Raw genomic sequence first — 23,582 nt, forward strand, 5'->3', positions numbered from 1 at the left:
ACACGGCAGTGACTCGGACGGTCCCGGCCCGTGTGCGCCGTGCACGGCGCGCTCCTAGCGTGCAGTCATGATCCGGTTCGAGCAGGTCAGCAAGGTCTGTCCGGACGGTACGACGTTGGTCGACGAGCTGTCCTTCGAGGTGGGCGAGGGGGAGCTCGTCGCGCTGGTCGGACCGTCCGGCTGCGGCAAGACGACCACGATGATGATGGTGAACCGGCTGATCGAGCCGACCTCGGGCAGAATCCTGGTTGCCGGCGAGGACATCGCACAGGTCGACCCGGTGAAGCTGCGCCGCCGGATCGGCTATGTCATCCAGCGGGTCGGGCTCTTCCCGCACCGCACCGTCCTCGACAACACGGCGACCGTCCCGTCGTTGGTCGGCTGGAAGCGGACGAGGGCGCGGGAGCGGGCGGCCGAACTGCTGGATCTGGTGGGACTGGACCCGAAGACGTACGGGCCCCGATACCCCGCCCAGCTCTCCGGCGGCCAGCGCCGGCGGGTCGGCGTCGCACGGGCGCTGGCCGCCGATCCGCCGGTCCTGCTGATGGACGAACCGTTCGGCGCGGTCGACCCTATGGTGCGCGAGCGGCTGCAGGACGAGTTCCTGAGCCTGCAGGCGACTGTCCGGAAGACGGTCCTGATGGTGACCCATGACATCGAGGAGGCGGTCCGGATGGGCGACCGGATCGCGGTGTACGGAGCGGGGCACATCGAGCAGTTCGACAGCCCGGCGGCCGTGCTCGGCGCGCCCGCGACTCCGTACGTGGCCCGGTTCGTCGGTGCGGACCGGGGGCTGAAGCAGCTGTCGGTCACCACGGTCGAGCCGGACCACCTGGAGGAACCGCCGGTCGCGCGGTTCGACGAACCCGCCCGGACGGCGGCGGCCCGGCTGAACGGCGCGGACGCCCGCTGGGCGGTCGTGCTGAACGGCGAGGGCGAACTGCGCGGCTGGGTGTCCGCGGACGCGCTGCGGACCGCCGGGGAACACGGCACGGTCGGTGGCCTGGCCCGTCGGATGGACGCGTGGGTACCGGTCGGCGCCTCGCTGAAGCAGGCGTTCAGCGAGATGCTCCAGCAGGACGCCGGGTGGGTGGCGGTGCTGGACGGTGCACGTTTTCTCGGCGTACTGACTCCGGCGAAGCTCCACGAGGCGCTGCGTCGGTCGGTGGACGCGGACGCGCGAGGAGTGGGACGCGTCGAGGTGCGGTTCGACGCGGTGGCAGGCGCGTAGAAGGCAGGAGCCGCCCCGGTCCGTGCGCGGCGGCCTGCCACCGCTCCCCCGAAGCTTCAGCCACCCAGCAGAAGCGTTTTGGACTCGAGGTAGTTCCGTGCGACGTCCTCGGGCAGCCGTCGCCAGCTGTCCACCTGTTCGTTCATGCCGGCCAGGTCGGAGGTGGTCAGCACAGTGTTGAGCCCGTCCAGTGCGTCGCGTACCCCGACGCTGCCGGCCTGCGACCGACTGACGACGGGGACGAGGTGGTCGGCGTTCTGAAGGTGTCTGTCGTCGGCGAGCAGCACGAGCCCGAAGTTGTCGAGGGTGGCGTCGGTGGTGGTGGTAAGAACCATCTGGTCCCGACCGCTCTGCACAGCCTGTTTGGCCTGGGTGGTGCCGACACCCTTGGGGTCGACGGCGGTGATGTCGATGCCGTACGTCTTCTTCAGCCCGGCTGCGCAGTACGGCCGTTGTACGCATTCGTCGCCCGCGGCGAGCCGCACCGGAAGCCCGGACCTACCGAGGTCGCTGAGCGTCTTCAGTCGGTGCCGCGCCGCGTACGGGGCGGCGACGGCGAACGCGTGCTGGGCGACGGCGCGTCCCGGGTCCAGGACGGTGAGGCCGCGGGGGGCGACCAGTGCGCGCAGGGCCTTTATGGTGGTGTCGCGGTCGGGCGAGCCGACAGGGGTGGCGTCGGCGCCGTTCTTCTCGGTGTTCAGCCAGTCGGCGAAGGTTGCGGCGTACTCCGGTACGACGTCGATCCGGCCGGTCTCCAGCGCCGGTTCGTAGATCTCCCGTTCGGTGACGGAGATGACCTCCGTGGAGTATCCGGCCCGGTCGAGCAGCAGTGCGTACATCCGGGCGAGCAGATCGCTCTCGGTGAAGCCCGCGGAACCGATGGTGAGGTGTTTGCTGTCACCCGGCGGGCCGGTGATGTCTCGCTGGTTCTCCAGGGCGGGCCCGGTGGCGCACGCGGTCCCCGCGAGCAGCAACGTCAGGATTACGGGTACGGTCCGGCAGGCCTTCATCCGGGGTCCTCGCCGCGCACCCAGGCGGGGGCGAACCGCTGCCCGATCTCGAAAGCTCCTTCGACGATCAGAGCGAAGACGGCGACGAGGATCGCTCCTGCGACCACCTGTGGCGTGGAGGCGAGGTCGAAGCCCGCGGTGATGATCCGGCCGAGACCCCCGCCGCCCGCCAGCGCGGCAAGGGTGGCCGTGGCGACGAGCTGGACCGCGGCGATCCGTACGCCGGTCAGGATGAGCGGCAGAGCGAGCGGCACCTCGACGTGTACCAGCAGCTGCCTGCCCGTCATGCCCATGCCGCGGGCGGCCTCCACGACATCGCGGTCGACCTCCCGCATCCCCACGTACGCGTTGGTGAGCAGCGGCGGGACGGCGAAGAGCACCAGGGCGACGACGGTCGGCCCCTCCCCGTACCTGCCGATCGGGGTGAGGAGCAGCAGAACGAGCACGGCGAAGGTGGGGACGGCCCGCCCGACGTTGGAGATGTTGACGGCGAAGGCGCCGCCCTTGCCGAGATGGCCGAGGGCCACGGCCACCGGCAGTGCGATCAGACAACTGATCAGCAGACAGCCGACGGTGAGGAACAGATGCTGTTCGAGACGGTGCCAGATGCCGTTGTCGCCCGACCAGTGGGTGGCGCCGTTGAGCCAGGTCCAGGTGTCGGAGAGGTTCTTCACAACTGCCCCCGGGTCCACGAGGTCAGCAGCCGCTGGACGCCGAGCAGCAGCAGGTCGGCGCAGACGGCGATGACGACGCAGAGAACGGATGCGGTGAGCACCTGGGCCTTGAAGTGGGTGTTCATCCCGGAGTAGATGAGATTGCCCAGCCCGCCGTACCCGACGATCGCGCCGACGGTCACAAGGGAGACCGCCGAGACGGTCGCGATCCGCAGCCCGGCCATGGCGGTGGGGAGGGCGAGTGGCAGCTCCACTGCGACGAGCAGACGGATGGGACCGTAACCCATGCCGCGGGCGGCCTGCCGGGTCTCCTCGGGCACAGCGCGCAGTCCGGCGAGGATGTTCCGAACCAGCAGGGTGAGCGAGTAGAGCACGAGCCCCGCGACGACGAGCGAGGCGGAGAGTCCGTAGACCGGGAGCAGCAGCGAGAACATGGCGAGCGACGGCACGGCGTAGAGGATGGTCGTCACGCCGAGCACGGGTCCGGCCGCCCACCGCCAGCGCCGGGCGGCGAGAGCGAGCGGGACGGCGACGAGCAGTCCGACGGACACGGAGACCGCGGTCAGCTGGAGATGCTGGATGACGGCGTCCTGGAGGATCTCGCGACGGCTCGTCAGATAGGACCCGCAGAGCCAGTCGTTGCGCGCGAGGCAGTCGTCGGGTGGCGCGGTCACGTGTTCATTGGAACGCGGCGAGGCGGGTGCCGCGCGCCTTGATCGGCTGTTCGGGGGCCGCGCGGCCGGCCGGAGCGGACGCCCGCTGCGACGCATGCCATCGGACCGTCCCGCGGGCTGTTCCGGGTACCGCCGCGGCCGACGGGGCAGCGACGTGCCCGGGCGCCTTCGGCGCCTGCCCCCTGCTGCCCGGGGTGACCGGCAGCAGCGCTGTATGTCGTTCGCCATGCCGCCCGCCCCTGGCGGACTTATGATCGCCGTCCCGCGCCTTTCGCGGGCCTGCGTTCGCGGACCGCCCCCGCAGCCCGAGCACCCCTGATCAGGGTGACGAGGAGAAGTCATGGCCACTCAGTTCGAGGCTACGGTCGAGATCGACCGGCCCATCGCCGAAGTCTTCGCTTATCTCGCCGACGGCGAGCACGACCCTGAGTTCAGTCCACGTGTGATGAGGATCGAGAAGTCACCGGCCGGGCCGACGGCAGTGGGAACGGTGTTCCGGAGCACGGTCAAGGACGCCGGTATGAAGACCCGGCGGGAGTTCCGGATCAAGGAACTGGCGACGCCCACCCGCATCCGCTGGGAGGAGCTCTCGAAGAACCTGGTCACCGCCGCGGAAGGCGGCTACGACCTCGAGGCCACAGCCGACGGGACGACCAAGGTGCGGATCTTCAACGTCCTGGAGGGCCACGGCATCGGCAAGCTCCTGGTGGGCTTCGCCGCCGGTGCCGCGCGCAAGGACGCCCCCGCGTTCGGACAGCGGATCAAGGCGGCGGCCGAGGCTGCGATCGCCCGCTGAGCCAGCGGTGACCCGCCCCGTCGGGCTCGTTCACCTCCTGCGGCGTATCGCGACCACGGGCCGGCCGACGAGCCCCACGACCACCGTAGAAGTACGGATCACCATGGCGGGGGCGAGGACGGCCGGGGCCGGACGACGGGCCGACCGGCCCCATGAGCCGCGCCCACCCACGGCGGGCATACGCAATGCCTGTCCGTGCCCGACCCTCGTGCGCCTGCTGCGTATGGGGGGCGCCCGCGCGCCTTTGGCCGGGGAAGCCCGTAGGTGACGGTAGACCGGGTCACGTCTCACGTTCTCCGTACCTGCACAGGAGTCCCGCATGGTGCCACCCGGCCCTACCGATGACGCATACCGCTTCGACGGTCTGCGCGCCATCTACCTCAACTGCACGCTCAAGCGCTCGCCCGAAGTCAGCAACACCGAGGGACTGATCGACCGGAGCCGCGCGGTGATGGAGGGGCGCGGCGTCACCACCGAGGTGGTCCGGGCCATCGACCACGAGATCGCCACCGGCGTGTGGCCGGACATGAGGGAGCACGGCTGGGAGACCGACGCCTGGCCCGAGCTGTACGAGAGAGTGATGGCCTCCGACATCCTGGTGCTGTGCGGGCCGATCTGGCTCGGAGACAACTCGTCGGTCATGAAGCGGGTGATCGAGCGGTTGTACGCGTGCTCGTCAATTCTGAACGAGGCAGGCCAGTACGCGTACTACGGGCGGGTCGGGGGCTGTCTGATCACGGGTAACGAGGACGGTGCGAAGCACTGCGCCATGAACCTGCTCTACAGCCTGCAGCACCTCGGGTACACGGTGCCGCCGCAGGCGGACGCCGGCTGGGTGGGAGAAGCAGGTCCGGGACCGTCGTACCTGGACAAGGGATCGGGCGGCCCGGAGAACGACTTCACCAACCGGAACACCACGTTCATGACGTGGAACCTGCTGCACCTGGCGCGGCTGCTCAAGGACGCGGGTGGCATTCCGGCGCACGGGAACCAGCGCTCGGAGTGGGACGCCGGCTGCCGCTTCGACTTCGAGAACCCCGAACACCGCTGACATCAGGAGCCGGAACCCCGATCGGGTCGATCCGGGAAGCCCGTGCAGTGGTCCGCACGGGAGGCGGAGCGACGACCGCCACCGAACGGATGCTCCATCGTTGACCCTCGTGCGATCGGCGGGCACGCGAACCGTCCGGAGCGCGGCGCCGACAGGCCGGTCCCCGTCGGCGCCCGTCACGTCACACTCTGGACGGCGCCGCGTCAACTGCCTCCTCCCGCAGGGAGGCACGGCTCAGACCCCCTGGCCACCAAGCCCGCCGACCCAGGTCCCGGACCAGCGCCGGCACCAGGAAGGAGCGCACGACCAGGGTGTCCAGGAGCACCCCGACAGCGACGATGAACGCGATCTGGACCAGGAATGCCAGGGGGATCACCCCGAGGGCGGCGAAGGTCGCTGCAAGCACCACTCCGGCCGAGGTGATGACGCCACCCGTGGTGGTGAGTCCGATCAGGACACCCTCGCGCACGCCGTGCCGCAGGGACTCCTCCCTCACCCGTGACATCAGAAAGATGTTGTAGTCGACGCCGAGCGCCACCAGGAAGACGAATCCGTAGAGGGGCACCGACGCGTCGGTGCCCGTGAATCCGAAGACGTGCTCGAACGCGAGCGAGGCGATGCCTAGGGTGGCCGCGAAGTTGAGCGCCACTGTTGTGACCAGCAGCAGCGGAAGGACCAGGGAACGCAGCAGTGCCACGAGGATGAGCAGGATGATCGCGAGGACCACCGGAACGATGAGCGTACGGTCACGCTCGGCGGTGCGCTGGACGTCGTAGCGCTGCGCGGTGAAGCCGCCGACGAGCGCGTTGGCGCCCGGCACGGCGTGTACGGCGGTACGCAGCCGGACGACGGCGGCCTTGGCGGCGTCGCTGTCGGCGGGGGCGCTCAGCGTGGCGTCGATCCGTACCCGGCCGTCGACCGCAGGGGCGGATCCGGGCGCGGGGCGGCCTGCGGCGTCTACCGGCAAGGCCGAATCGACCCCCTCGACCCGTGCGGCGGCCTCGGCCACCCCGTCGGCTGCCCGCGCGTCGGCGATGATCACGGCGGGGTTACCGGCGCCGCCGGGGAAGTGGCGTCCAAGCGTCTCCTGCGCGGCGACTGACGGCACGTCGTTGACGAAGATCTCCTCAATCGGCACGCCCCCGGAGCTCAGGCCGGGGGCGAACGCGGCACAGGCGAGGAGACCTGCAAGCGTGGCCGCCCACACCCTTCGGGGGGCGCGGTCCACCAGCGCGGCGACCCGGCGCCAGATCCCCTGGCTGCCGCCCCCTGCCCCGTCGGCTTTGGGCCGGGCGGGCCAGTAGGTGGCGCGGCCCGTCAGCACCAGAGCCGCCGGCAGGAAGGTCAGCGTGCTGAGCACGGCGCAGGCGATGCCGATGGCTCCGACCGGACCGAGCGCCCGGTTGTTCGACAGGTCGCTCACGAGCAGGGCGATCAGGCCGAGGGCCACGGTGGCAGCGCTGGCGACGATCGGGCCGAAGGAACGGCGCAGAGCCGCCCGCATGGCGCTGTGGCGCTCCGCGCCGGGCGCGCTCAACTCCTCGCGATAGCGGGCGGCCAGGAGCAGGGCATAGTCGGTGGCGGCTCCGATGACCAGGATGGAGAGGATGCCCTGCACCTGTCCGTCCACCCGTACGACGTCGGCATACGCGAGCATGTAGACGACGGCGCAGGCCAGCCCCAGGGCGAAGACGGCTCCCAGGATGATCATCAGGGGCAGGAGCACGCTGCGGTAGACGACGAGAAGGATCAGCAGCACCGTCACCAGGGCGACGCCGAGCAGGAGCCCGTCGATGCCGGCGAACGCGCCCGAGAGGTCGGCCTGCGTCGCGGCGGGGCCGGAGAGCCACACGGTGGTGCCCGGGACCGCCTGAGCACGGTCGCGGATCGTGTCGAGCGTGTCGGGAACCGCCTCTCCGAGGTCCGGTCGGAGTTGGACCACGGACCGGAGGGCCTTGCCGTCCTCGGCGGCCAGTGCGGGGGAAGGCGTGCCCACGATGCCCGGTTCGCCCGCAAGGCCTGTCATGGCCCGGGTCGCCCGGTCCTGGAGGCCGGCGTCCAGGGTTTCGCCGTCGCGGGCGGTCCACACGACGAGCGCGGGCACCGTCTCCGACTGGCGGAAGGCCTTCTGTTCGTCGATGACACGGGTGGATTCGGCGCTTCGGGGCAGGAAGGCGGCCTGGTCGTTGGTGGACACCTCGCCGAGCTTCCCCGCGTAAGGGCCGAGGCCTCCGCCGATGGCGAGCCAGGCGATGAGCAGGGCGAGGGGGAGCAGGAAACGCCAACGGGACGCGCGGTTGAGCATCTGGGCTCCGAGGTGTGTTGTTACAACGATTAATAATCTCAATGATTGAGAGAAAATTGTGCCATGCTCGTCCCGCCGCACGGAGGAGCGGGGGCACCAGCGTCTTCTCCGGCACTCCTTCGTCCGAGGACGGCACCATGGATGCACCGGGACTGTGCCCCTGTCACACATAGCTCTCGCGATGAGCCCCGCCTCTGCTCCGCGCGCCGGTTCGGCGCTCGTGGGGAATGGCCGGTGATCGCGCAGCAGGGAAGTCAGCGGCGCGGCACCCGCAGCGCCCCGAGTTCCTCGTTCAGCACGGTGAGGAACCTCAACGCTGTGGCCAGCTCCTGCTCGTCGAAGCTGTCCGTCGCCCGGGCGGTCGCCTCCGCCAGTGGCCGGAAGTAGCGGCGCGCGGCCGCCCGCGCCCCGTCCCTGTAGTGCACGTGGACCACCCGGCGGTCCACGCTGTCACGCGACCTACGGATATGACCGGCCTTCTCAAGGCGGTCGAGACAAGCCGTGACCGCCCCCGATGTCAGTCCCAGGTGCTCCCGCAGCCGCCCGGGCGTCAGCGGTTCCGGGCTGTCCAGGACGACGCCGAGCGCCTGCACGTCGGTCGGATGCAGGCCCTGCGCGAGGGCGAAGCCGTGGACCAGCCTGGTGATCTCCCCATGCGTACGGCGCAGCGCGACAGCGAAATGCTGGAGGTCGCCCGGCGCCACGTTCGGGGCCCCGGTCTCTTGGTCGTCAGTACTGGCCACACGATCAGCCTATAGAAGCGACACGTCGGTCCCTTCCAGGTCCCGGCGGCCGCACTGCCGGTCCATGAGTTGGACCGAGATGTCCGACGCAACCGTCCGTGCCCTGGAACGGGTGTGTCCGACAGCCGACCCCGGTGGATTTCGGCGGCGGGTCTCCGCCCGTGGAACACGCACCCATCCGGACGGGCCCCGTCCAGGCAGCGGCGTACCTGCCCCAAGGCGTGGACGCCCTGCTGGTCCTCGGCCTCGTCCTGTGGGCGGCGGGACTGGCCTTCGAGGCCGTGGGCGACCACCAGCTCGCCCGCTTCAAGTCCGACCCCGCCAACCGGGGACGGATCATGGACCAGGGCCTGTGGAGCTGGACCCGGCACCCCAACTACTTCGGCGACTTCCTCGTCTGGTGGGGGCTGTACCCGACCGCGTGCCCGAGCCGGCAGACCGCGGCCCTCACCCTCGTCCCGCCCCTGTTGATGAGCGTCCTGCTCATCTGGGGAAGCGGGAAACGACTTCTGGAAGCCCACATGATGCAGCGTCCGGGATACGCGGCCTACAAGGCCCGCACGAGCGGCTTCCTACCCCGCCCACCACGCCGACGCCCGCCCCGGCCCGAGCCCCCGTGACGGCCCGTGCCGGCTGACCCTTCGAGCCGCGGTGGCGGATGTCGCCGTTGGGACATGTCGCAGTTGTGACACGTGAGGCCGGCGACACGTCACCTTCATCAGTGGATTCTTTCGAACAGGTTGTGACCCCCAGCTGTACGAAAGGGTTTTCGCTGATGAAATGGATCCGCCTGACGGGGGCGATATCGGCAGGGCTGTTGCTGGTTGCCGGAGGCGTGCCGGCTGCCGCGTCCACGGAAGAGGCAGCCACCGGTCCCGCCACTCGTCCCGCCGCCAAGCCGGGGGCTCGCTCCGCGACCGTGCGACTGGTGACCGGCGACCGGGTGACCGTGACGTCGTTGCCCGGCGGACGGCACACCGCGTCGGTGCAGCCCGGACCCGGACGCGAGCGTGTCCCCTTCCGGACGCTGGAGGGGGACGACAAGGCACTGACCGTGCTGCCGTTCGACGCAGAGGCGTTGGTGTCCGCCGGCACCCTGGACCGCCGCCTCTTCGATGTGACGGCCCTGATCGCCGACGGCTACGACGAGGCCCACACCTCCACGCTTCCGCTGATCGTCTCCTCGGCGCCGTCACGGGTCGGGGCCAGAGTCAGCTCGCAGGCGGCGAAGGCCGCCGCGGCGACCGCTGACCGGCTGGTGGCGTTCAAGTCGGCCGCGACGCCCGCCCGTACGCTGGAGAGCCTCGACGCCCGGTCGCTGCGCGTCGCCGACGACGACCTGGGCCGCTTCTGGAAGACGCTGAACCCCGGCGGAAAGTCGGACGCCGCCCGTGCCGCGGTCGCTCCGCGGATCGCGCTGGACGGCAAGGTGAAGGCCGTACTGGACCGCAGCACCGCGCAGATCAACGCGCCCGCCGCCTGGAAGGCCGGCTACGAGGGCCAGGGCGTGAAGGTGGCCGTGCTGGACACCGGCGTCGACGCGAACCACCCCGACCTGGCCGGCCGCGTCGCGGAGGCGAAGGACTTCTCCGGCAGCCCGAGCACGGACGACCACTTCGGACACGGCACGCACGTCGCCGCGACCGTCGGTGGCACGGGCGCCGCCTCCTCGGGCACCCGGCGCGGTGTCGCTCCCCACGCCGACCTGCTGATCGGCAAGGTACTGGGCGACGACGGCTACGGCTCGGAGTCGTCCGTCATCGACGGCATGGAGTGGGCTGCCTCCCAGCACGCCAAGGTCGTCAACATGAGCCTCGGTTCGGACGCCGAGACCGATGGCACCGACCCGATGAGCCAGGCCGTCAACACCCTGACCGCGTCGACCGACACGCTCTTCGTCGTCGCGGCGGGCAACGCCGGCCCGGGCCCGTCCACGGTCGGCTCGCCGGGCGCGGCCGACGCCGCCCTGACCGTCGGAGCCGTCGACCGCGACGACTCCCTCGCCTCCTTCTCCAGCCGCGGCCCGCGCCTGGGCGACGCGGCGGTCAAGCCCGACGTGACCGCCCCCGGCGTCGGTATCGTCGCCGCCCGCGCCTCCGGCACCACCATGGGCGACCCGGTGGATGCCAACTACACCTCCGCGTCCGGCACTTCGATGGCGACCCCGCATGTCGCCGGCGCCGCGGCGCTCCTGGCCCAGCAGCACCCCGACTGGGGCGCCCAGCAGCTCAAGGACGCGTTGATCAGCACCTCGCACACGGTGCCCGGCACCAAGGTGACCGAGCAGGGCGGCGGCCGCATCGACCTGGCCACGGCCATGGGCCCCGTGACGGCCACCGGCAGCGTCACCCTCGCCCCGATCCACACGGACGACAGCGGGAAGCAGCAGGCGGCCACCGTCCGCTACACCAACACCGGCGACAAGCCGGTGACGCTCTCCCTGGCTGCCGGCCTGGCCACCAACACCGGGCGCGCCCTCGCCGGCGGCGTGGTCACCCTCGGCTCCGACACGGTGCGGCTGGCCGCCGGCGCCACGGCCGAAGTGCCGCTGCGCACCGACGCGGCGCACGCCGTCCGCGGCAAGTACTACGGCTACGTCACCGCCACAGCTGCCGACGGCACCGTGCTCGCGCACACCACTGCGGCCCTGAACGTGCACGCCCCGGTGCACAAGCTCACCGTGGTCGCCCGCGACCGCGACGGCAAGGTCATCGAGGGCGCGGCTCCGGTGATCTGGGGGGCGGACGGCTTCGTGAACTACACGAGCCTGGAGCCGGCCGTCGCCGAAGTGGAGGAGGGCACCTACCAGCTCAGCTTCGGCACGCTGGACCGGGCGGCCGACGGCCAGGAGTTGCGCGAGGTGGTCAACCCGGAGGTGAAGGTCACCAAGGACATGTCGGTGACGCTCAACGCCGCCGACACCACCCCGGTGCAGATCCGCACGCCCCGCCCGGCCGAGCAGCGCGGTGTGCTCAGCTACCAGACGTACCGGAAGATCGACGGCAACGGCCTGATCCAGGGCGTGATGTTCTTCGACATCGCCAAGCGGATCTACGTCAGCCCCACCGCCAAGGTCACCGACGGCGACTTCGAGTTCTCCTCTCGCTGGCAGATGGTGGCCCCGCAGCTGCAGGCGAAGGTGTCCGGTACGTCGCTGAACTTCAGCCCGTACTACGTGAACACCTCCCCGGCCTTCAGCGACAAGGGAGCACGGCTGACCGCCGTGGACGCCGGCAAGGGCACGAGCGCCGAGCTTCGCGCCGCACACGTACGCGGCAAGCTGGCCGTCGTCCGCTGGGACTTCTCCGACGACCGGGCACTCGCGCAGGCCGCGGCGGACGCCGGGGCCAAGGCACTGATGCTGGTCGTGGAGGAAGGCTTCTACCCCTGGACGCGGTGGAGCCCGACCGGTGACCGGATGGCCGTGCCCACCATGCGCGCCGGCACGGCGGAAGGCACCGCGCTGCTCAAGCGCGCCACGCAGCGGACCACGACGGTGGAGTTCTCCGGCACGGTCCGCAGCCCGTACCTGTACGACGTGATGCAGGTGTCCAAGGGCTCCGTCCCCAAGCGGCTGGTGTACACCGTCTCCGAGCGCGAGAGCGCGGTGGTCCGCAGCACGTACACCCGCACCGGTGCCTCGTCCTGGGCGAGCGAGCAGCGTTTCGGATGGCGGCCCTACCAGGACACCGCGTGGAACCAGTACACGCGCTACGTTCCGGCAGGACAGGAACGCATCGAGTACGTGACCGGCGGTGACACGCTGTGGAAGCACGTCGTGCACCACAACGTCATCGACGTGCCCGACTTCCCGCTGGCGGCCGGCATGCACGACGACACGCGCACCTACCGGCCGGGCCAGCGCGCCACGGAACGCTGGTTCGGAGCGGTGGTCCGCCCGTCGATCCCGCGTGGTGGGCACCTGCCATCGGTGCGCAACGGCGACACCCTGTCGGTGTACGTGCCGGAGTTCAACGACTCCGGCGCCGGCCACTGGTCGTTCGCGGAGGCCGACAGCTTCGGTGGCGGCGTCGGCACCGGCGTCACGGCGGCCGCGGTGAGCGACACGGCCACGGCGGCGCTGTACCGGAACGGAAAGCGGATCGCCGAGTCCGACCAGGGCGCGTGGGGCAACTTCGAGGTGCCCACGGGCGACGCCGAATACCGGATGGACCTGACGACCGCCCGCACCTCGGACGACTGGCGCTTCGGCACCGGCACGCGAACGTCGTGGACGTTCCGTTCCGACACCGCGGCCGACACGGCCCTGCTGCCGATGCTCCAGGTCGACTACACCGTGCCGGTCGACGCCCGGAATGCGGTGGGCTCGCAGCGCAAGCACACTCTCGGCCTGGACGTCCGGATGCAGGACGGCATGGCGGCGCCGCGTGGCGTGACGCTGAAGGTCGAGACGTCCTACGACGACGGGCGGACCTGGACCACTGCCACCACGGCCCGCAAGGGCAGCGGCTTCACCGCCGTCGTGGAGCGGCCGGCCCGGGTGCACGGCGACGCCTACGTGACGCTGCGCGTGACCGCGAAGGACGCGGCCGGCAACACCGTGCGGCAGACGGTGGACCGCGCGTACCTGCAGCGCGGCACCGCATGAGGCGCAACGAACGGTAGCGCGGAACTACCCGGCTGAATCGCGGCGGGTGCCAGGGGGTGTGAGCCCTGGCACCCGCCGTGCCGTGTCCGTGTCGCCGTTCCTCGCGACGATGCCGGTCCGACCGACGGGGACGGCCTCGTGCCCATAGTCTTCGGGACGTGATCAACTCATATGCGGGACTTGACGATGCCGGGGTTGCGATAGCCGCAGCACGTGCCGGCGCGAACGTGGTGCACCACATGTACGGCCGGCGGCTCACCCGCATCGACAAGGGAGCCGGGGACTTCGCCACCGCCGCCGATGTGGAGGCCGAGGAGGCGATTCTCGGCGTCATCCGTGCCGCCCGGCCCGATGACGCGGTGCTCGGCGAGGAGGGCGGGCAGCAGGGTGCTTCCGACGCGGTGCGCCAGTGGTTGGTGGATCCCCTGTGCGGCACGCTGAACTACGCCGTCGGCAACATGCTGGTGGCCGTCAACGTGGCGCTGCGCGACGGGGCGGCGGCGGTGGCCGACCCGTTCAGCGGCGAGGTCTTCTTCACCGACGGTGAGACCGCCCGGGTGCGGCGGGACGGGGCGGACGCGGGGCTGACGCCCACGCCCGCCACCCAGCTGGTGGACGTCAACCTGGATCCGCCGTTCCCGGGTGCGCCGGGGTTCCGGGCCGTGGACCTGCTGGCCCATCCCGGGTTCGTCGAGCGGTTCCGGCCACGGGTCGTGTCCACGACGCTGGCATTGGCCTGGGTCGCCGCCGGCAAGCGCGCCGCGTATGTCACCGATGGCGGCGACCTGTCCGGGAGCGTGCATTTCGCCGCGGGCATCGCCTTGTGCCGGGCCGCCGGCTGCGTCGTCTCCGGGATCGACGGCACCCCGATCGGACAGGCGGGCCGCGGGCTCGTCGTGGCCGCCGACGCCGACACCCACGGGCTGCTCATGTCGATGATCCGCAGCGGACGCGGGAACCGCACCTGACCTCGTCACAGGCGTGGCCGGAGTTGCAGCCGAGCCGGAGCGGTCACCTCCGATCCCACGAATGCCCTGCCACCACCACGGGCGACAGGGCATCGACATGCCGTCAGTTCGTCGGGTAACGCGTCACCTTCGACACCTTGCACGTCACCTTGCCCGGTACCTTCACGAGGCCCTGCGCCTTCTCCGTGACCTTCTGCCCCACGGCCAGGGTGTCGGTGGCGGCCAAGCCCTTGCCGAGACGAGTACCGGAATCGTCCACGAAGTCCACGTTGACGACGTAGGTCGCCTTCGAGTCGCCGTGGTTCACGATCTCCACAACGGCGTCCGGCCACGTGGTCAGCGAATCCACCCCGCACCTGGTGACCTTCACATCAGCCTCGGGGCCCCCTTCCTCGACGGCGGGATCCTCGGAGGACTCGTCCTTCCCAGGTGCCTTGTCCTGCGGTGCCTCGGTCATCGGCAGCGTCCGGGGCTTCGGTGCATGGCTCACCGTGACTGCCACCAGCGCACCACAGCCGCCGAGCAGCACCAGCCCGCCGAGCACCGACAGCGTCACGATCAGCCCGGTATTCGACTTCCGGGGCGGCGGCGCGCCCCACCCCGGGCCCTGCTGGGGCCATTGCTGATACGGCGGTGGAGGTTGCTGCCCCCACTGGGGCGGTTGCTGTGGCTGCCGGCCGGGCTCCTGGCCGGGTTGCTGAGGCGGAGGCGGATAGCCGTACGACATGTGATCCCCCCATGGGATGCGCGTGGTCCTGCGTCCGCTCACGGTATGCCTGTCCGGAGGTTCCGGCTGCCTCGGGCCGGATTCGTGACGGACCTGTTCGGTCGTGCCCCGGACGCGGCCGTGGGGCGTGAAGAAGGCCCGGCTCGCGCGAGCGCACCCCCGCCGGGCGGTGCTCGACGGGGCGACCGCACTCGCACTGACCGGTGCCGGTCTGGCGATCCCAGGCCCCGATGGCCAGCGAGGAGGCGCGCCGACGCTGTCGTCGGGGGCGGCGTGCACCATCATCGCCGCAGCCACGTCGTCGAAGACTCCGGCAAGCCGACTGCTCGACGGGGTGAGGCGGCGGCAGCGGAGTCAGCCGGCGGCCGACGGGGCGGACAGCTCGCCCCCGACACGAGCAGTTCGCCTTGCCCCGGGAGCGTGAGGCGCAGGTACAGGATGGAGGACGCTCGGCGGCTCCGGACACCCCCCGCACACCCCCGGCACCGTCGGGCCGGACGTTCGGCAGTCCGGTGCCACCGGTCCTGTTTTTCGGCGGCGTGGATCATCCAGCCGGTTTCCCGTGGCAGGCCGCCTCGCCTGCGACGAAAATGGTGGGCGGAAGGCAAATGAGGAGGTTGGCATCCGGTGTGAAGCTCTCCCGTAGCCCCGGCGCGTCCGACGCGCCGCTCGCAATCGATTCAGGCGCGGGTAAGAAAGGGCTCAAATCAGGTGCCCTGGGACTGGTCTCCTGCGTTGCCATCGGCTTGGCTTCCACCGCCCCGGCGTACAGCCTCGCGGCCACGCTGGGCCTCATCGTGGCGGGGGTCGGACTGCAGGCCCCGATCATCACGATGCTGGCCTTCGTCCCGATGCTGCTGATCGCGTACGCCTACAAGGAACTCAACGCGAGCAACGCGGACTGCGGGACCACCTTCACCTGGGCGACCCGTGCATTCGGCCCGCGCACCGGCTGGATGGGCGGCTGGGGCATCATCGTCGCCGACATCATCGTCATGGCGAACCTCGCCGAGATCGCCGGCATCTACAGTTTCCGGCTCCTGGGCTACGACTCCCTCACGGAAAGCAGGCTGTGGACCACCGTCGCGGGTGTCATCTGGATCGGCGTCATGACCGCGATCTGCTACATCGGCATCGAGATCTCGGCTGCCATGCAGCGATGGCTCCTGTTCATCGAGGTGGCCGTGCTGTTGCTGTTCGCCATCACCGCCCTGGTCAGGGTCTACACCGGCAACCCCGAGATGGCGATCCACGTCTCGGCCTCCTGGTTCAACCCCCTCCACGTGCCATCGGCCGAGGCGCTGACGGCAGGCATCCTCGCCGCCGTCTTCATCTACTGGGGCTGGGACACCGCCGTCACGGTCAACGAGGAGACCGCGGACAGCACGCGCACCCCCGGACGCGCCGCGATCATCTCAGTTGTGCTGCTGTTGGTCATCTACGCCCTGGTCGCCACCTCGGCGCAGGCCTTCGCCGGAGTCGGCGACGCCGGAACCGGGCTCGGCAACAGGGAGAACGCGGGCGACGTGCTCTCGGGGCTGGGCAACGCCGTCTTCGGTGCCCACGGCGCGGGGCCCCTCTTCTCCAAGCTGCTGATCCTCATGGTGCTGACGTCCGCCGTGGCTTCCGCCCAGACGACCATCCTCCCCATGGCCCGGACCGTCTTCTCCATGGCCGCGCACAAGGCCGTCCCCTCCAGATTCGCCCGCCTGCACCGCAGATTCCTCACCCCGACCTGGTCGACCGTCTCCTTGGGCCTGGCCTCCGTCGGCTTCCTCGTCCTGCTGACGGTGATCAGCGACAACGTCCTCGCCGACTCCATCGAGTCGGTCGGGCTCGCGATCACGTTCTACTACGGCCTCACCGGCTTCGCCTGTGTCTGGTACTTCCGCAGGGTGCTCACCCGCAGCCGCAGGGACTTCCTGTTCAAGGGCCTGCTGCCGGGTCTGGGCGCGCTGACGATGCTCTTCCTCTTCTGTTACGCCGCCTTCGTCGTCTACGCCGACCCCGAATACGGTGCAACCGTCATCGACCTGCCGTTCATCGGACTGACGGGCGGGGTCACCGTCGTAGGCCTCGGAGCCCTGCTGCTCGGCGTCGTACTGATGCTGGTCGTCACGCGTGAGCACGCCGCGGCCCTCAGGCTTCAACGCAGTCTGCTTCCCCACCGGCTGCCGCAGCCGACCGCTGTCGAGATGGCGAGCCGCTATGTGCCCGCCGACAGCCGGTCCGGGGTGGGCGGCGACTGGTTCGACGTCATCCCGCTGTCGGGAACGCGAGTCGGCCTGGTCGTCGGGGAGGTGATCGGCCACGGACTGCTCGCCGCCGCCACCATGGGGCGCCTGCGCACAGGCGTACGCGTCCTCGCCCGCCTGGACCTCGACCCGGACGAGCTTCTCTCGCGCCTGGACGACCTGGTCGGGCAGACGGCCAAGGAGCGGGCGGCCGTTCATGCTGCGGGTGCCACGGGGCCCCGGGAGGACGACGCCCTGGGCGTGACGTGCCTGTACGCGGTGTACGACCCGGTGTCCGGACAGTGCAGCATGTCGCGCGCCGGAGAGTCGATGGCCGCGGTCGTCCGGTCCGACAGCGGTGTCGCCACCTACCCGGATCTCCCGCCGGGCCCTCCGCTTGGACTGGGTGGCCTGCCCTACGAGACCACGGGATTCCAGCTGCCTCAGGGCAGCCTCGTCGCCCTCTTCACCGACGGGCTCATCCAGGCGGCCGCCGACGACGTCGACGTGGGACTCGGTCTGCTCGCCGGAGCCCTCGCCGAGCACCGGCGTCCCCTGGAAGAACTCTGTGACCGCGCTGTCACGACCCTGGTGCCGGGGCCGGCGAACGACGACGCGGTCCTGCTCCTCGTGCGCACACGGATGCTCGACGAACGCCAGGTGGCCGCGTGGGAGCTGACCGCGGAGACGGCGATGGTCGGCAAGGCCCGCGCCGTGACCACGGGGCAACTCGGAGCATGGGGGCTGGACGAGCTGTCGTTCTCCACCGAACTCATCGTCAGTGAGCTGGTCACCAACGCCATCCGCTATGCCGCCGGCCCGATCCATGTCCGGCTCATCCGCGACGAAACGCTGATCTGCGAAGTCGCCGACACCGGACACACCTCACCCCATCTGCGCCATGCCGCCGCTGACGACGAGAGCGGCCGTGGCCTGTTCATCGTCGCCCAGATGGCGCAGCAGTGGGGCACGCGCTACACGCCCACCGGAAAGATCATTTGGGTGGAGCAAGCCCTGCCGTAGGCGAAGCGCCCTCTTGGCTCGTCCGCTGCCACCTGCCACGGCGATTCGTCCGGTCCTTGTCCCGCCCTTACACCGGATCAGCGCTTCGGCCCGGGAAGCAGCCGTGTCTCCGCCGGCTGGACACCCCGCTGCGGCAACCTGTGCGCATGACCGACACCTTCGCGCACACCCCTCAGATCTGGAACGCCGCTCAATTGCGCGATGCCCTCAAGGATCTTCCCGATGACGCGCCCATCCATATCGGCGTGGCGAGCGACCCCGGTGACTTCGACGGATACCGCGGCTTCGTCCTCGTGGACGCACATCAGGTGGAGAACTGGTGGCCGGCCACTTCATCCGCACCGGAACGCACCGAGACGGAGAGGGCGCTGACGCTGTTCGCCGACTGGGAGCCGGACAGGTACGACCGTCTCGACTGACCCGGCCGCGTTCCCACCGGGCTGCCACTCACCGTGGGGCGCGGGTCAGGGCCGGATGACGTCCTCACTCGGCTGACGGGCGAGGTGGGGGCGGTCGAGCCGGCGCAGTGCGAGCAGGCCGCCGATGCCAGGGATGACGGCCGTGGCCTTGGTGACCGTCGTGGCCTGTTCGAGGCGCCAGGTGGTCACCACGACGAAGAGGTAGGCACAGCCGTGGGTGGGGCCCGCCAGGGAGGAGACGGGCTCGAGATGGGCGGTGGCGAGGTTGGTCAGCAGGATGATCAGTGAGATGAGTTCGCCCCGGGCCGCAATACGCAGGTGACGGAGGCTCACGGGTCACGCTCCCGTCGTGGAGCCGGGGCGGATGATCATCAGGACCGTGACGGTGGCCCACAGCAGGTTGAAGACACCGGTGTGCATGGCGAGGCGGCCGGCTGAACGGGGCCCGGAACCGGAGCCCGGGGTCTGTGCCGTGGCGAGCGCTCGGTCCTGGGCGGGCAGGATCAGCAGGGCCAGGGTGGCCGCGGCCGCCGCGGTCAGCACGATCGATGTGATCAGCCATCCGCTGCCGAGGACGCCGAGGCTGCTGGCCGTGGCGAAACCGAAGACCGGGACGGCGATGCCGATGACCGCGTAGACGCGGCAGATGCGGTGCAGCATCCGCAGGTTCGTGAGCGCCTCGCCGTCGCCCGGTTCGGTATGCGCATGGCGCAGAGCTCCGGGAAACTTGCTCGCGGCGACGGTCACCGGGCCGACGGCCAGGACGGAGGCCAGGACGTGCAGGGAGAGCAGGAGTTTCGTCATGGTCAGTGTTCCGTCGTCGGCCGGGTGGCCCGGCGTCGGCCGGTGACCTTGGAGGCGGGCAGGCGCCCGGCCCTGGATGTGCCGATCAGCGTGTCGCCGTCGACCGTCACCGCAAAGGCCAGGTTCAGGCGCATGGGCCGGGTGACGGCCTGCCTCCACGTGAGCCGGGGGCCGTCGAGAGCGACTTCGGCAAGCGGGACCTCTTCCCCCGCCCCGTGGGCGACCCCGGTCAGGACACCGTGCTGTCTGCGCAGTTCCACCACTGCCTTGATCGTGCCGATGGGGGTCGAGACGGACAGGTCCCAGATGCCTTCGACGGACATGCTGCTGTACTTCCTTACGGTGCGTGCGGTGAACAGGTTGGCCGAGAGGGGGCAGGGTCAGAGGCCGGTGGGAGCCGGGCCCTGGGCGCGCCAGACGGTGCCGCGACGCTCGTGGGCGAACAACTCCTCGACGGCGTGGGCGATCCGAGGGCCCACTTCGCGCTCCAGCAGGTAGAGGCCCAGGTCGATCCCGGAGGTGACGCCGGCGCCGGTGACCAGGTCGCCGTCGTCGACGACACGGGCGTGAACCGCATGGACTCCGGTGGCGTCGAGCATGTCGAGGCCCATGTGGTGGGTGGTGGCGTGACGGCCCTCGATCAGGCCGGCCATCGCCGGCACGAGCGAGCCGCCGCACACCGCGCCGACCGTCACCTGCGGATTGTTCATGGCCGCTTTCAGCAGCGCCGGCAGTTCGGTGTTCAAGGTGCGGCCCAACAGGACGGGGATGAGGTCGTCCTGCTGCTGTTCGCCCGTCCCGGCCTCCAGGTCAGGTGTTTCGCCCGGCTCCCCGACACGGCCCGAGGCGCCGGGAACCAGGACCAGGCCCGCACGGCCGGGGTCAAGAGCGGCGGTCGCGCGCAGCGCCAGCCCTCCGGTTCCGCTGACCACCTCGCGGGGCCCCTCCGCGGACACCAGTTCCACACTCACCGCCCCGCCGGAGGCGGTGCCACCGGCGTACAGCACCTCGTAGGGGGCGACGACATCCAGCGGATCGAAGCCGTCGAACAGGACGATCTGGGCGTGCATGGAACTTCCTTCACGTGCGAGGAACCGGATCTGTACCGGGTCGACCTCGACGCTATGCACATTTCATTCGACGGCCCAGTGGCGTTAGTGACATGTATCAACGGAATATCGCCATCGTCAGACCATGGGCCTTGAGCTGGACATATGGTCGCGAGTGATTCCCCCACAGCCGAGTCTTCGCTACGGCGGGGAGGTATGTTCTGGCCATGCACACCGTCGCCGTTCTCGCCCTGGACCAGGTGATCCCCTTCGACCTGTCCACCCCGATCGAGGTCTTCGCCCGCACCCGCCTCCCGGACGGGCGCCCCGGCTATCAGGTCCGCGTGTGTGCTGAGCAGCCGGATATCGACGCGGGCACCTTCCGTCTGCGCGCCCCCTGGGGGCTCGACGGCCTCAAGGACGCCGACACGATCATCGTGCCCGGCACCGCCCACACCACCGCCCCGCTCGCCACCGCTGTCCGCGACGCGCTGCGCGCCGCGGCCAAGGACGGCACACGTATCGCCTCCATCTGCTCGGGTGCCTTCCCCCTCGCCGCCACCGGCCTGCTGGACGGCCTGCGCGCCACCACCCACTGGATCGCGGCCGGTCCCCTGGCCGCCGCCTACCCGGCCATCGAGGTCGACCCGGATGTCCTGTACGTCGACAACGGGCAGATCCTCACCTCGGCAGGAGCCGCCGCCGGCCTGGACCTGTGCCTGCACATGATCCGCAGCGACTACGGCTCGGCCGTCGCCGCCGACGCCGCACGCCTGTCCGTCGTCCCTCTCGAACGCGAGGGTGGCCAGGCGCAGTTCATCGTCCACGACCACATTCCCACCCCGCGGGGCTCCGCGCTCGAACCCCTGCTCACCTGGCTCCAGGAGAACCTGAGCCGCGATCTGACCCTCGCCGACATCGCCGCTCAGGCCGGATTCAGCACGCGGACACTGATCCGGCATTTCCGCGAACAGACCGGGGTCACCCCGCTCCAGTGGCTCCACCGGGCCCGCATCCGCCAGGCCCAGCACCTTCTGGAGACCACCCGGCATTCGGTCGAACGCATCGGTGCCCAGGTCGGCTTCGGGTCGCCCACCGCCTTCCGCGACCGCTTCCGACGCACCACCGGGGTCAGCCCCCACACGTACCGGCGCTCCTTCAGCTGACTCTCTCGTCCGCCCTGCCGACGAGTGGACCCATGAAGGACGTCGAGCCTACCGAGGTGGGTGAACGGTGCTGCTCGCGACCGTGAGGTGCACGGGCGCCGGCACATAATTCGCGCGGCATCCGAAGCTCTCGACGACGGAGTTCGGGCCCGGTCTAGCCGCGGCATGCCCGTCGATGTTCAGGGCCGCCTCGCACAGGTCTTCTCCCCCGCCACTGCTTGCAGCACCAGTACCGAGAGGTCGTCCTCGACCGGCCCCGTCCCGAAGTCGTGCGCCGCCCGTCGCACGTGCTCCGCAAGCGCCTTCGCGCTCAGGCCCATTCCCTGCCTGAGCACGTCGGCCAGACCGTCGTTGTCGTCCAACTGCCAGTTGCCGCAGCGGCGTTCGGTGACGCCGTCGGTCACGCACAACAGCGTCTCACCGGGCGCGAGGTGGAAGGTGGCGGCCCGGAATTCGGCGCCCTCATCGATACCGAGCAACATCTGGGGTACGGAGGCCGGTTCCACCCTGCCGTCGGCGCACATGTGCAACGGCGGAGGATGGCCCGCGGTGGCGACCGTGCAGTGGGCTCCGGGCACGCCCGGGTCGACCGTGAGCTCCCCGTACAGCAGGCTGAGGAAGCGGGAACCGGACTGCTCGGCACCGAGCGCGAATGCCTCGGCGCTCTCCTCCGCCATGGCGACGTTCAGCCGGCCCAGCACCGACTCGACGCCGTGGCCCTCACGCGCCAGCAGCCTCACCAGGTGGCGGGCCAGGCCGGTGACGGACATCGCCTCCGGGTCCTTTCCCTGTACGTCCCCGAGCAGGAAGCACCAGTGGTTCTCGCCCCTCGGGAAGATGTCGTAGAAGTCGCCGCCGACGGTCTGCCCCTCGCCGTGCGGTTCGTAGACGATGGCCGTGTCGACGCCGACGATCCTGGCCAGGGTCGCCGGCAGCTGCCTGCGCTGGAGCGCGGCGCTGATCCTGCGCTGCCGGGTGTACTGGCGAGCGGTGAACACGGCCTGCGCGACCCTGCGGGCCACATCCTGGACCATCCGCACCACGGTGTCGGTCATCTGTGGCTGCCCGGCCCGGCCGAGCAGCAGTACACCCTGGTCCGTGTCGCGGGCGATGAGTGGGAAGGCGAACGCCGACCCGCCCTCATGGGCGATGCCGGCACTCTCCGGCCAGGGCCAGGGCGTACCCCCGATGCGGATCGCGGACGGCGGCGGCATCCGTTCCAGTTCCTCGCGCAGCGGAGTGATGCGCTGCTCGTCGGTATGCCAGACCCGGGACAACTGCACGCCCATCCCGGGCATGCTCAGCCAGATGCCGCACCAGTCCGCGAGCCGGGGTACGAGCATCTGGGCCGCGAGCGCGGTGACCATAGCCTCGTCGAGCTGGCCTGCGAGGAGTTCGCTGGTCTCGGCGAGGAACGACGGGCCCCCACGGTCGGTCCACTCGGCGGCGTATCCCTGGGCGTGCGCCGGATGTACGGATGGCCCTGCATCATAGGGCTGTGCGTCGCTGTGGCGCCCGGTGGCACCGGGCCCGGAGGCCGCCGCATCTGTCGCGGCAGTGTCTTCCTCCGCGGCCTCCAGCCGGAACCAGACCCGCTTCTCCGCCCGCCGGTAGGTCACGCCCCAGGACTCCGAGAGTGCGCTCACCAGCTGGAGGCCGTAGCCGGGCTCGCCACGCCTGGTGTCCGCTCCGCCGCGTACCCCTCTGGAGGGGTGGCGGTCCGCGACCTCCACGACGACACCCAACCGGGTGTCCGGGTTGCGCTCCAGCCGGCAGACCACGTCGATATCGGTGCCGGCGTACATGACGGCGTTGGTGACCAGCTCGCTGACGAGCAGGACGGCGTCGTCCACGAGCTCCTCGGGGATCGCCATCGGAACAGGGGCTCCGACCACATCGACGGTCGACGCCTCGTCCCCGTTCACGGACGGCACTGTCCACCCCTGGAGCGCCGCACACACGAATTCCCGCGCCCGGGCGGCCGCCAGCTGGTTCGCCGACAGCCCCTTCCTGGACACGGATTCGGTCGCGTGTACGGACAACGAAACCCCTTTCCCCCGTGCGTCAAATACGCCCAGAAAGCAGTATTTTCGTGCGCT

The 23,582-nt window shown here is 70.4% G+C and carries 19 protein-coding genes and 1 pseudogene; 9 read left to right on the forward strand and 11 right to left on the reverse strand.

The annotated features are described in order from the left end of the window. Window positions 1-67: 67 nt before the first annotated feature. Entirely contained in the window at window positions 68-1,231 is a 1,164-nt protein-coding gene (locus OG963_RS07115) for an ABC transporter ATP-binding protein (RefSeq protein WP_093770335.1), read from the forward strand. A gap of 56 nt (window positions 1,232-1,287) precedes the next feature. Here OG963_RS07115 and OG963_RS07120 read toward each other — a convergent pair whose 3' ends face one another. Genes OG963_RS07120 through OG963_RS07130 form a run of 3 tightly spaced genes read right to left on the reverse strand, consistent with a single transcriptional unit; the run spans window position 1,288 to window position 3,589 of the window. Beyond that, entirely contained in the window at window positions 1,288-2,241 is a 954-nt protein-coding gene (locus OG963_RS07120; protein WP_093770333.1) for an ABC transporter substrate-binding protein, read from the reverse strand. Then, on the reverse strand, window positions 2,238-2,915 hold the full coding sequence (locus tag OG963_RS07125) for an ABC transporter permease (protein ID WP_371798662.1): 678 nt from the start codon (window positions 2,913-2,915) through the stop codon (window positions 2,238-2,240). The genes OG963_RS07120 and OG963_RS07125 overlap by 4 nt, the downstream gene beginning before the upstream one ends. Continuing rightward, entirely contained in the window at window positions 2,912-3,589 is a 678-nt protein-coding gene (locus OG963_RS07130) for an ABC transporter permease (protein ID WP_093770329.1), read from the reverse strand. The genes OG963_RS07125 and OG963_RS07130 overlap by 4 nt, the downstream gene beginning before the upstream one ends. A 340-nt stretch (window positions 3,590-3,929) precedes the next feature. Here OG963_RS07130 and OG963_RS07135 point away from each other — a divergent pair, with 340 nt between their 5' ends. Both OG963_RS07135 and OG963_RS07140 read left to right on the forward strand, forming a co-directional pair. Continuing rightward, the gene (locus OG963_RS07135) at window positions 3,930-4,385 is read left to right on the forward strand and encodes an SRPBCC family protein (RefSeq protein WP_093770327.1); all 456 of its coding nucleotides are present in this window, start codon (window positions 3,930-3,932) and stop codon (window positions 4,383-4,385) included. Between the two features lie 319 nt (window positions 4,386-4,704). Then, window positions 4,705-5,436, forward strand: coding sequence for a flavodoxin family protein (locus OG963_RS07140; RefSeq protein ID WP_093770325.1), 732 nt, complete (start codon window positions 4,705-4,707; stop codon window positions 5,434-5,436). Between the two features lie 181 nt (window positions 5,437-5,617). On the opposite strand, the gene OG963_RS07145 is transcribed toward OG963_RS07140, so the two are convergent. Together OG963_RS07145 and OG963_RS07150 are read right to left on the reverse strand one after the other, a co-directional pair. Beyond that, a complete protein-coding gene (locus tag OG963_RS07145; RefSeq protein WP_093929139.1) occupies window positions 5,618-7,741 on the reverse strand; it encodes an MMPL family transporter in 2,124 nt (707 codons plus the stop codon). A gap of 254 nt (window positions 7,742-7,995) precedes the next feature. Then, a complete protein-coding gene (locus OG963_RS07150) occupies window positions 7,996-8,484 on the reverse strand; it encodes a MarR family winged helix-turn-helix transcriptional regulator (RefSeq protein ID WP_093770321.1) in 489 nt (162 codons plus the stop codon). A 188-nt stretch (window positions 8,485-8,672) separates the two neighbouring features. Between OG963_RS07150 and OG963_RS07155 the strand changes: the two are divergent. The 3 genes and pseudogenes from OG963_RS07155 to OG963_RS07165 form a co-directional block, all read left to right on the forward strand. Beyond that, window positions 8,673-9,104: pseudogene (locus tag OG963_RS07155) on the forward strand (DUF1295 domain-containing protein); the annotation flags it as partial. A gap of 155 nt (window positions 9,105-9,259) precedes the next feature. Continuing rightward, on the forward strand, window positions 9,260-13,093 hold the full coding sequence (locus tag OG963_RS07160) for a S8 family serine peptidase (protein WP_371798663.1): 3,834 nt from the start codon (window positions 9,260-9,262) through the stop codon (window positions 13,091-13,093). Between the two features lie 158 nt (window positions 13,094-13,251). Beyond that, window positions 13,252-14,061, forward strand: coding sequence for an inositol monophosphatase family protein (locus OG963_RS07165; RefSeq protein WP_093929140.1), 810 nt, complete (start codon window positions 13,252-13,254; stop codon window positions 14,059-14,061). Window positions 14,062-14,164: 103 nt separating this feature from the next. On the opposite strand, the gene OG963_RS07170 is transcribed toward OG963_RS07165, so the two are convergent. After that, a complete protein-coding gene (locus OG963_RS07170; protein WP_051878431.1) occupies window positions 14,165-14,617 on the reverse strand; it encodes an FxLYD domain-containing protein in 453 nt (150 codons plus the stop codon). Window positions 14,618-15,534: 917 nt separating this feature from the next. On the opposite strand from OG963_RS07170, the gene OG963_RS07175 reads away from it, so the two are divergent. Then, window positions 15,535-18,045: a SpoIIE family protein phosphatase gene (locus OG963_RS07175; protein ID WP_256223299.1), complete on the forward strand. Its 2,511-nt coding sequence runs from the start codon at window positions 15,535-15,537 to the stop codon at window positions 18,043-18,045. 146 nt (window positions 18,046-18,191) lie between these two features. Then, window positions 18,192-18,464, forward strand: coding sequence for a DUF6225 family protein (locus OG963_RS07180; RefSeq protein ID WP_371798664.1), 273 nt, complete (start codon window positions 18,192-18,194; stop codon window positions 18,462-18,464). A 45-nt stretch (window positions 18,465-18,509) separates the two neighbouring features. On the opposite strand, the gene OG963_RS07185 is transcribed toward OG963_RS07180, so the two are convergent. From OG963_RS07185 to OG963_RS07200, 4 genes are read right to left on the reverse strand one after another with little or no spacing between them, the layout of a single operon-like run. Next, entirely contained in the window at window positions 18,510-18,797 is a 288-nt protein-coding gene (locus tag OG963_RS07185; RefSeq protein WP_093770311.1) for a DUF3817 domain-containing protein, read from the reverse strand. A 3-nt stretch (window positions 18,798-18,800) separates the two neighbouring features. Continuing rightward, the gene (locus OG963_RS07190; RefSeq protein ID WP_371798665.1) at window positions 18,801-19,268 is read right to left on the reverse strand and encodes a hypothetical protein; all 468 of its coding nucleotides are present in this window, start codon (window positions 19,266-19,268) and stop codon (window positions 18,801-18,803) included. A gap of 2 nt (window positions 19,269-19,270) precedes the next feature. Next, window positions 19,271-19,591 (reverse strand): hypothetical protein, encoded by a 321-nt coding sequence (locus tag OG963_RS07195; RefSeq protein ID WP_093770302.1) that lies wholly within the window; start codon window positions 19,589-19,591, stop codon window positions 19,271-19,273. A 57-nt stretch (window positions 19,592-19,648) separates the two neighbouring features. Next, window positions 19,649-20,338: a DJ-1/PfpI family protein gene (locus OG963_RS07200; protein ID WP_093770301.1), complete on the reverse strand. Its 690-nt coding sequence runs from the start codon at window positions 20,336-20,338 to the stop codon at window positions 19,649-19,651. Window positions 20,339-20,544: 206 nt separating this feature from the next. Between OG963_RS07200 and OG963_RS07205 the strand changes: the two genes are divergently transcribed. Further along, window positions 20,545-21,483, forward strand: coding sequence for a GlxA family transcriptional regulator (locus OG963_RS07205; protein WP_371798666.1), 939 nt, complete (start codon window positions 20,545-20,547; stop codon window positions 21,481-21,483). A 179-nt stretch (window positions 21,484-21,662) separates the two neighbouring features. Here the strand turns inward: OG963_RS07205 and OG963_RS07210 are convergent, their stop codons facing one another. Then, window positions 21,663-23,525 (reverse strand): SpoIIE family protein phosphatase, encoded by a 1,863-nt coding sequence (locus tag OG963_RS07210; protein WP_371126227.1) that lies wholly within the window; start codon window positions 23,523-23,525, stop codon window positions 21,663-21,665. Window positions 23,526-23,582: the final 57 nt, after the last annotated feature.

The sequence above is a fragment of the Streptomyces sp. NBC_01707 genome, assembly GCF_041438805.1.
Lineage (GTDB): Bacteria > Actinomycetota > Actinomycetes > Streptomycetales > Streptomycetaceae > Streptomyces.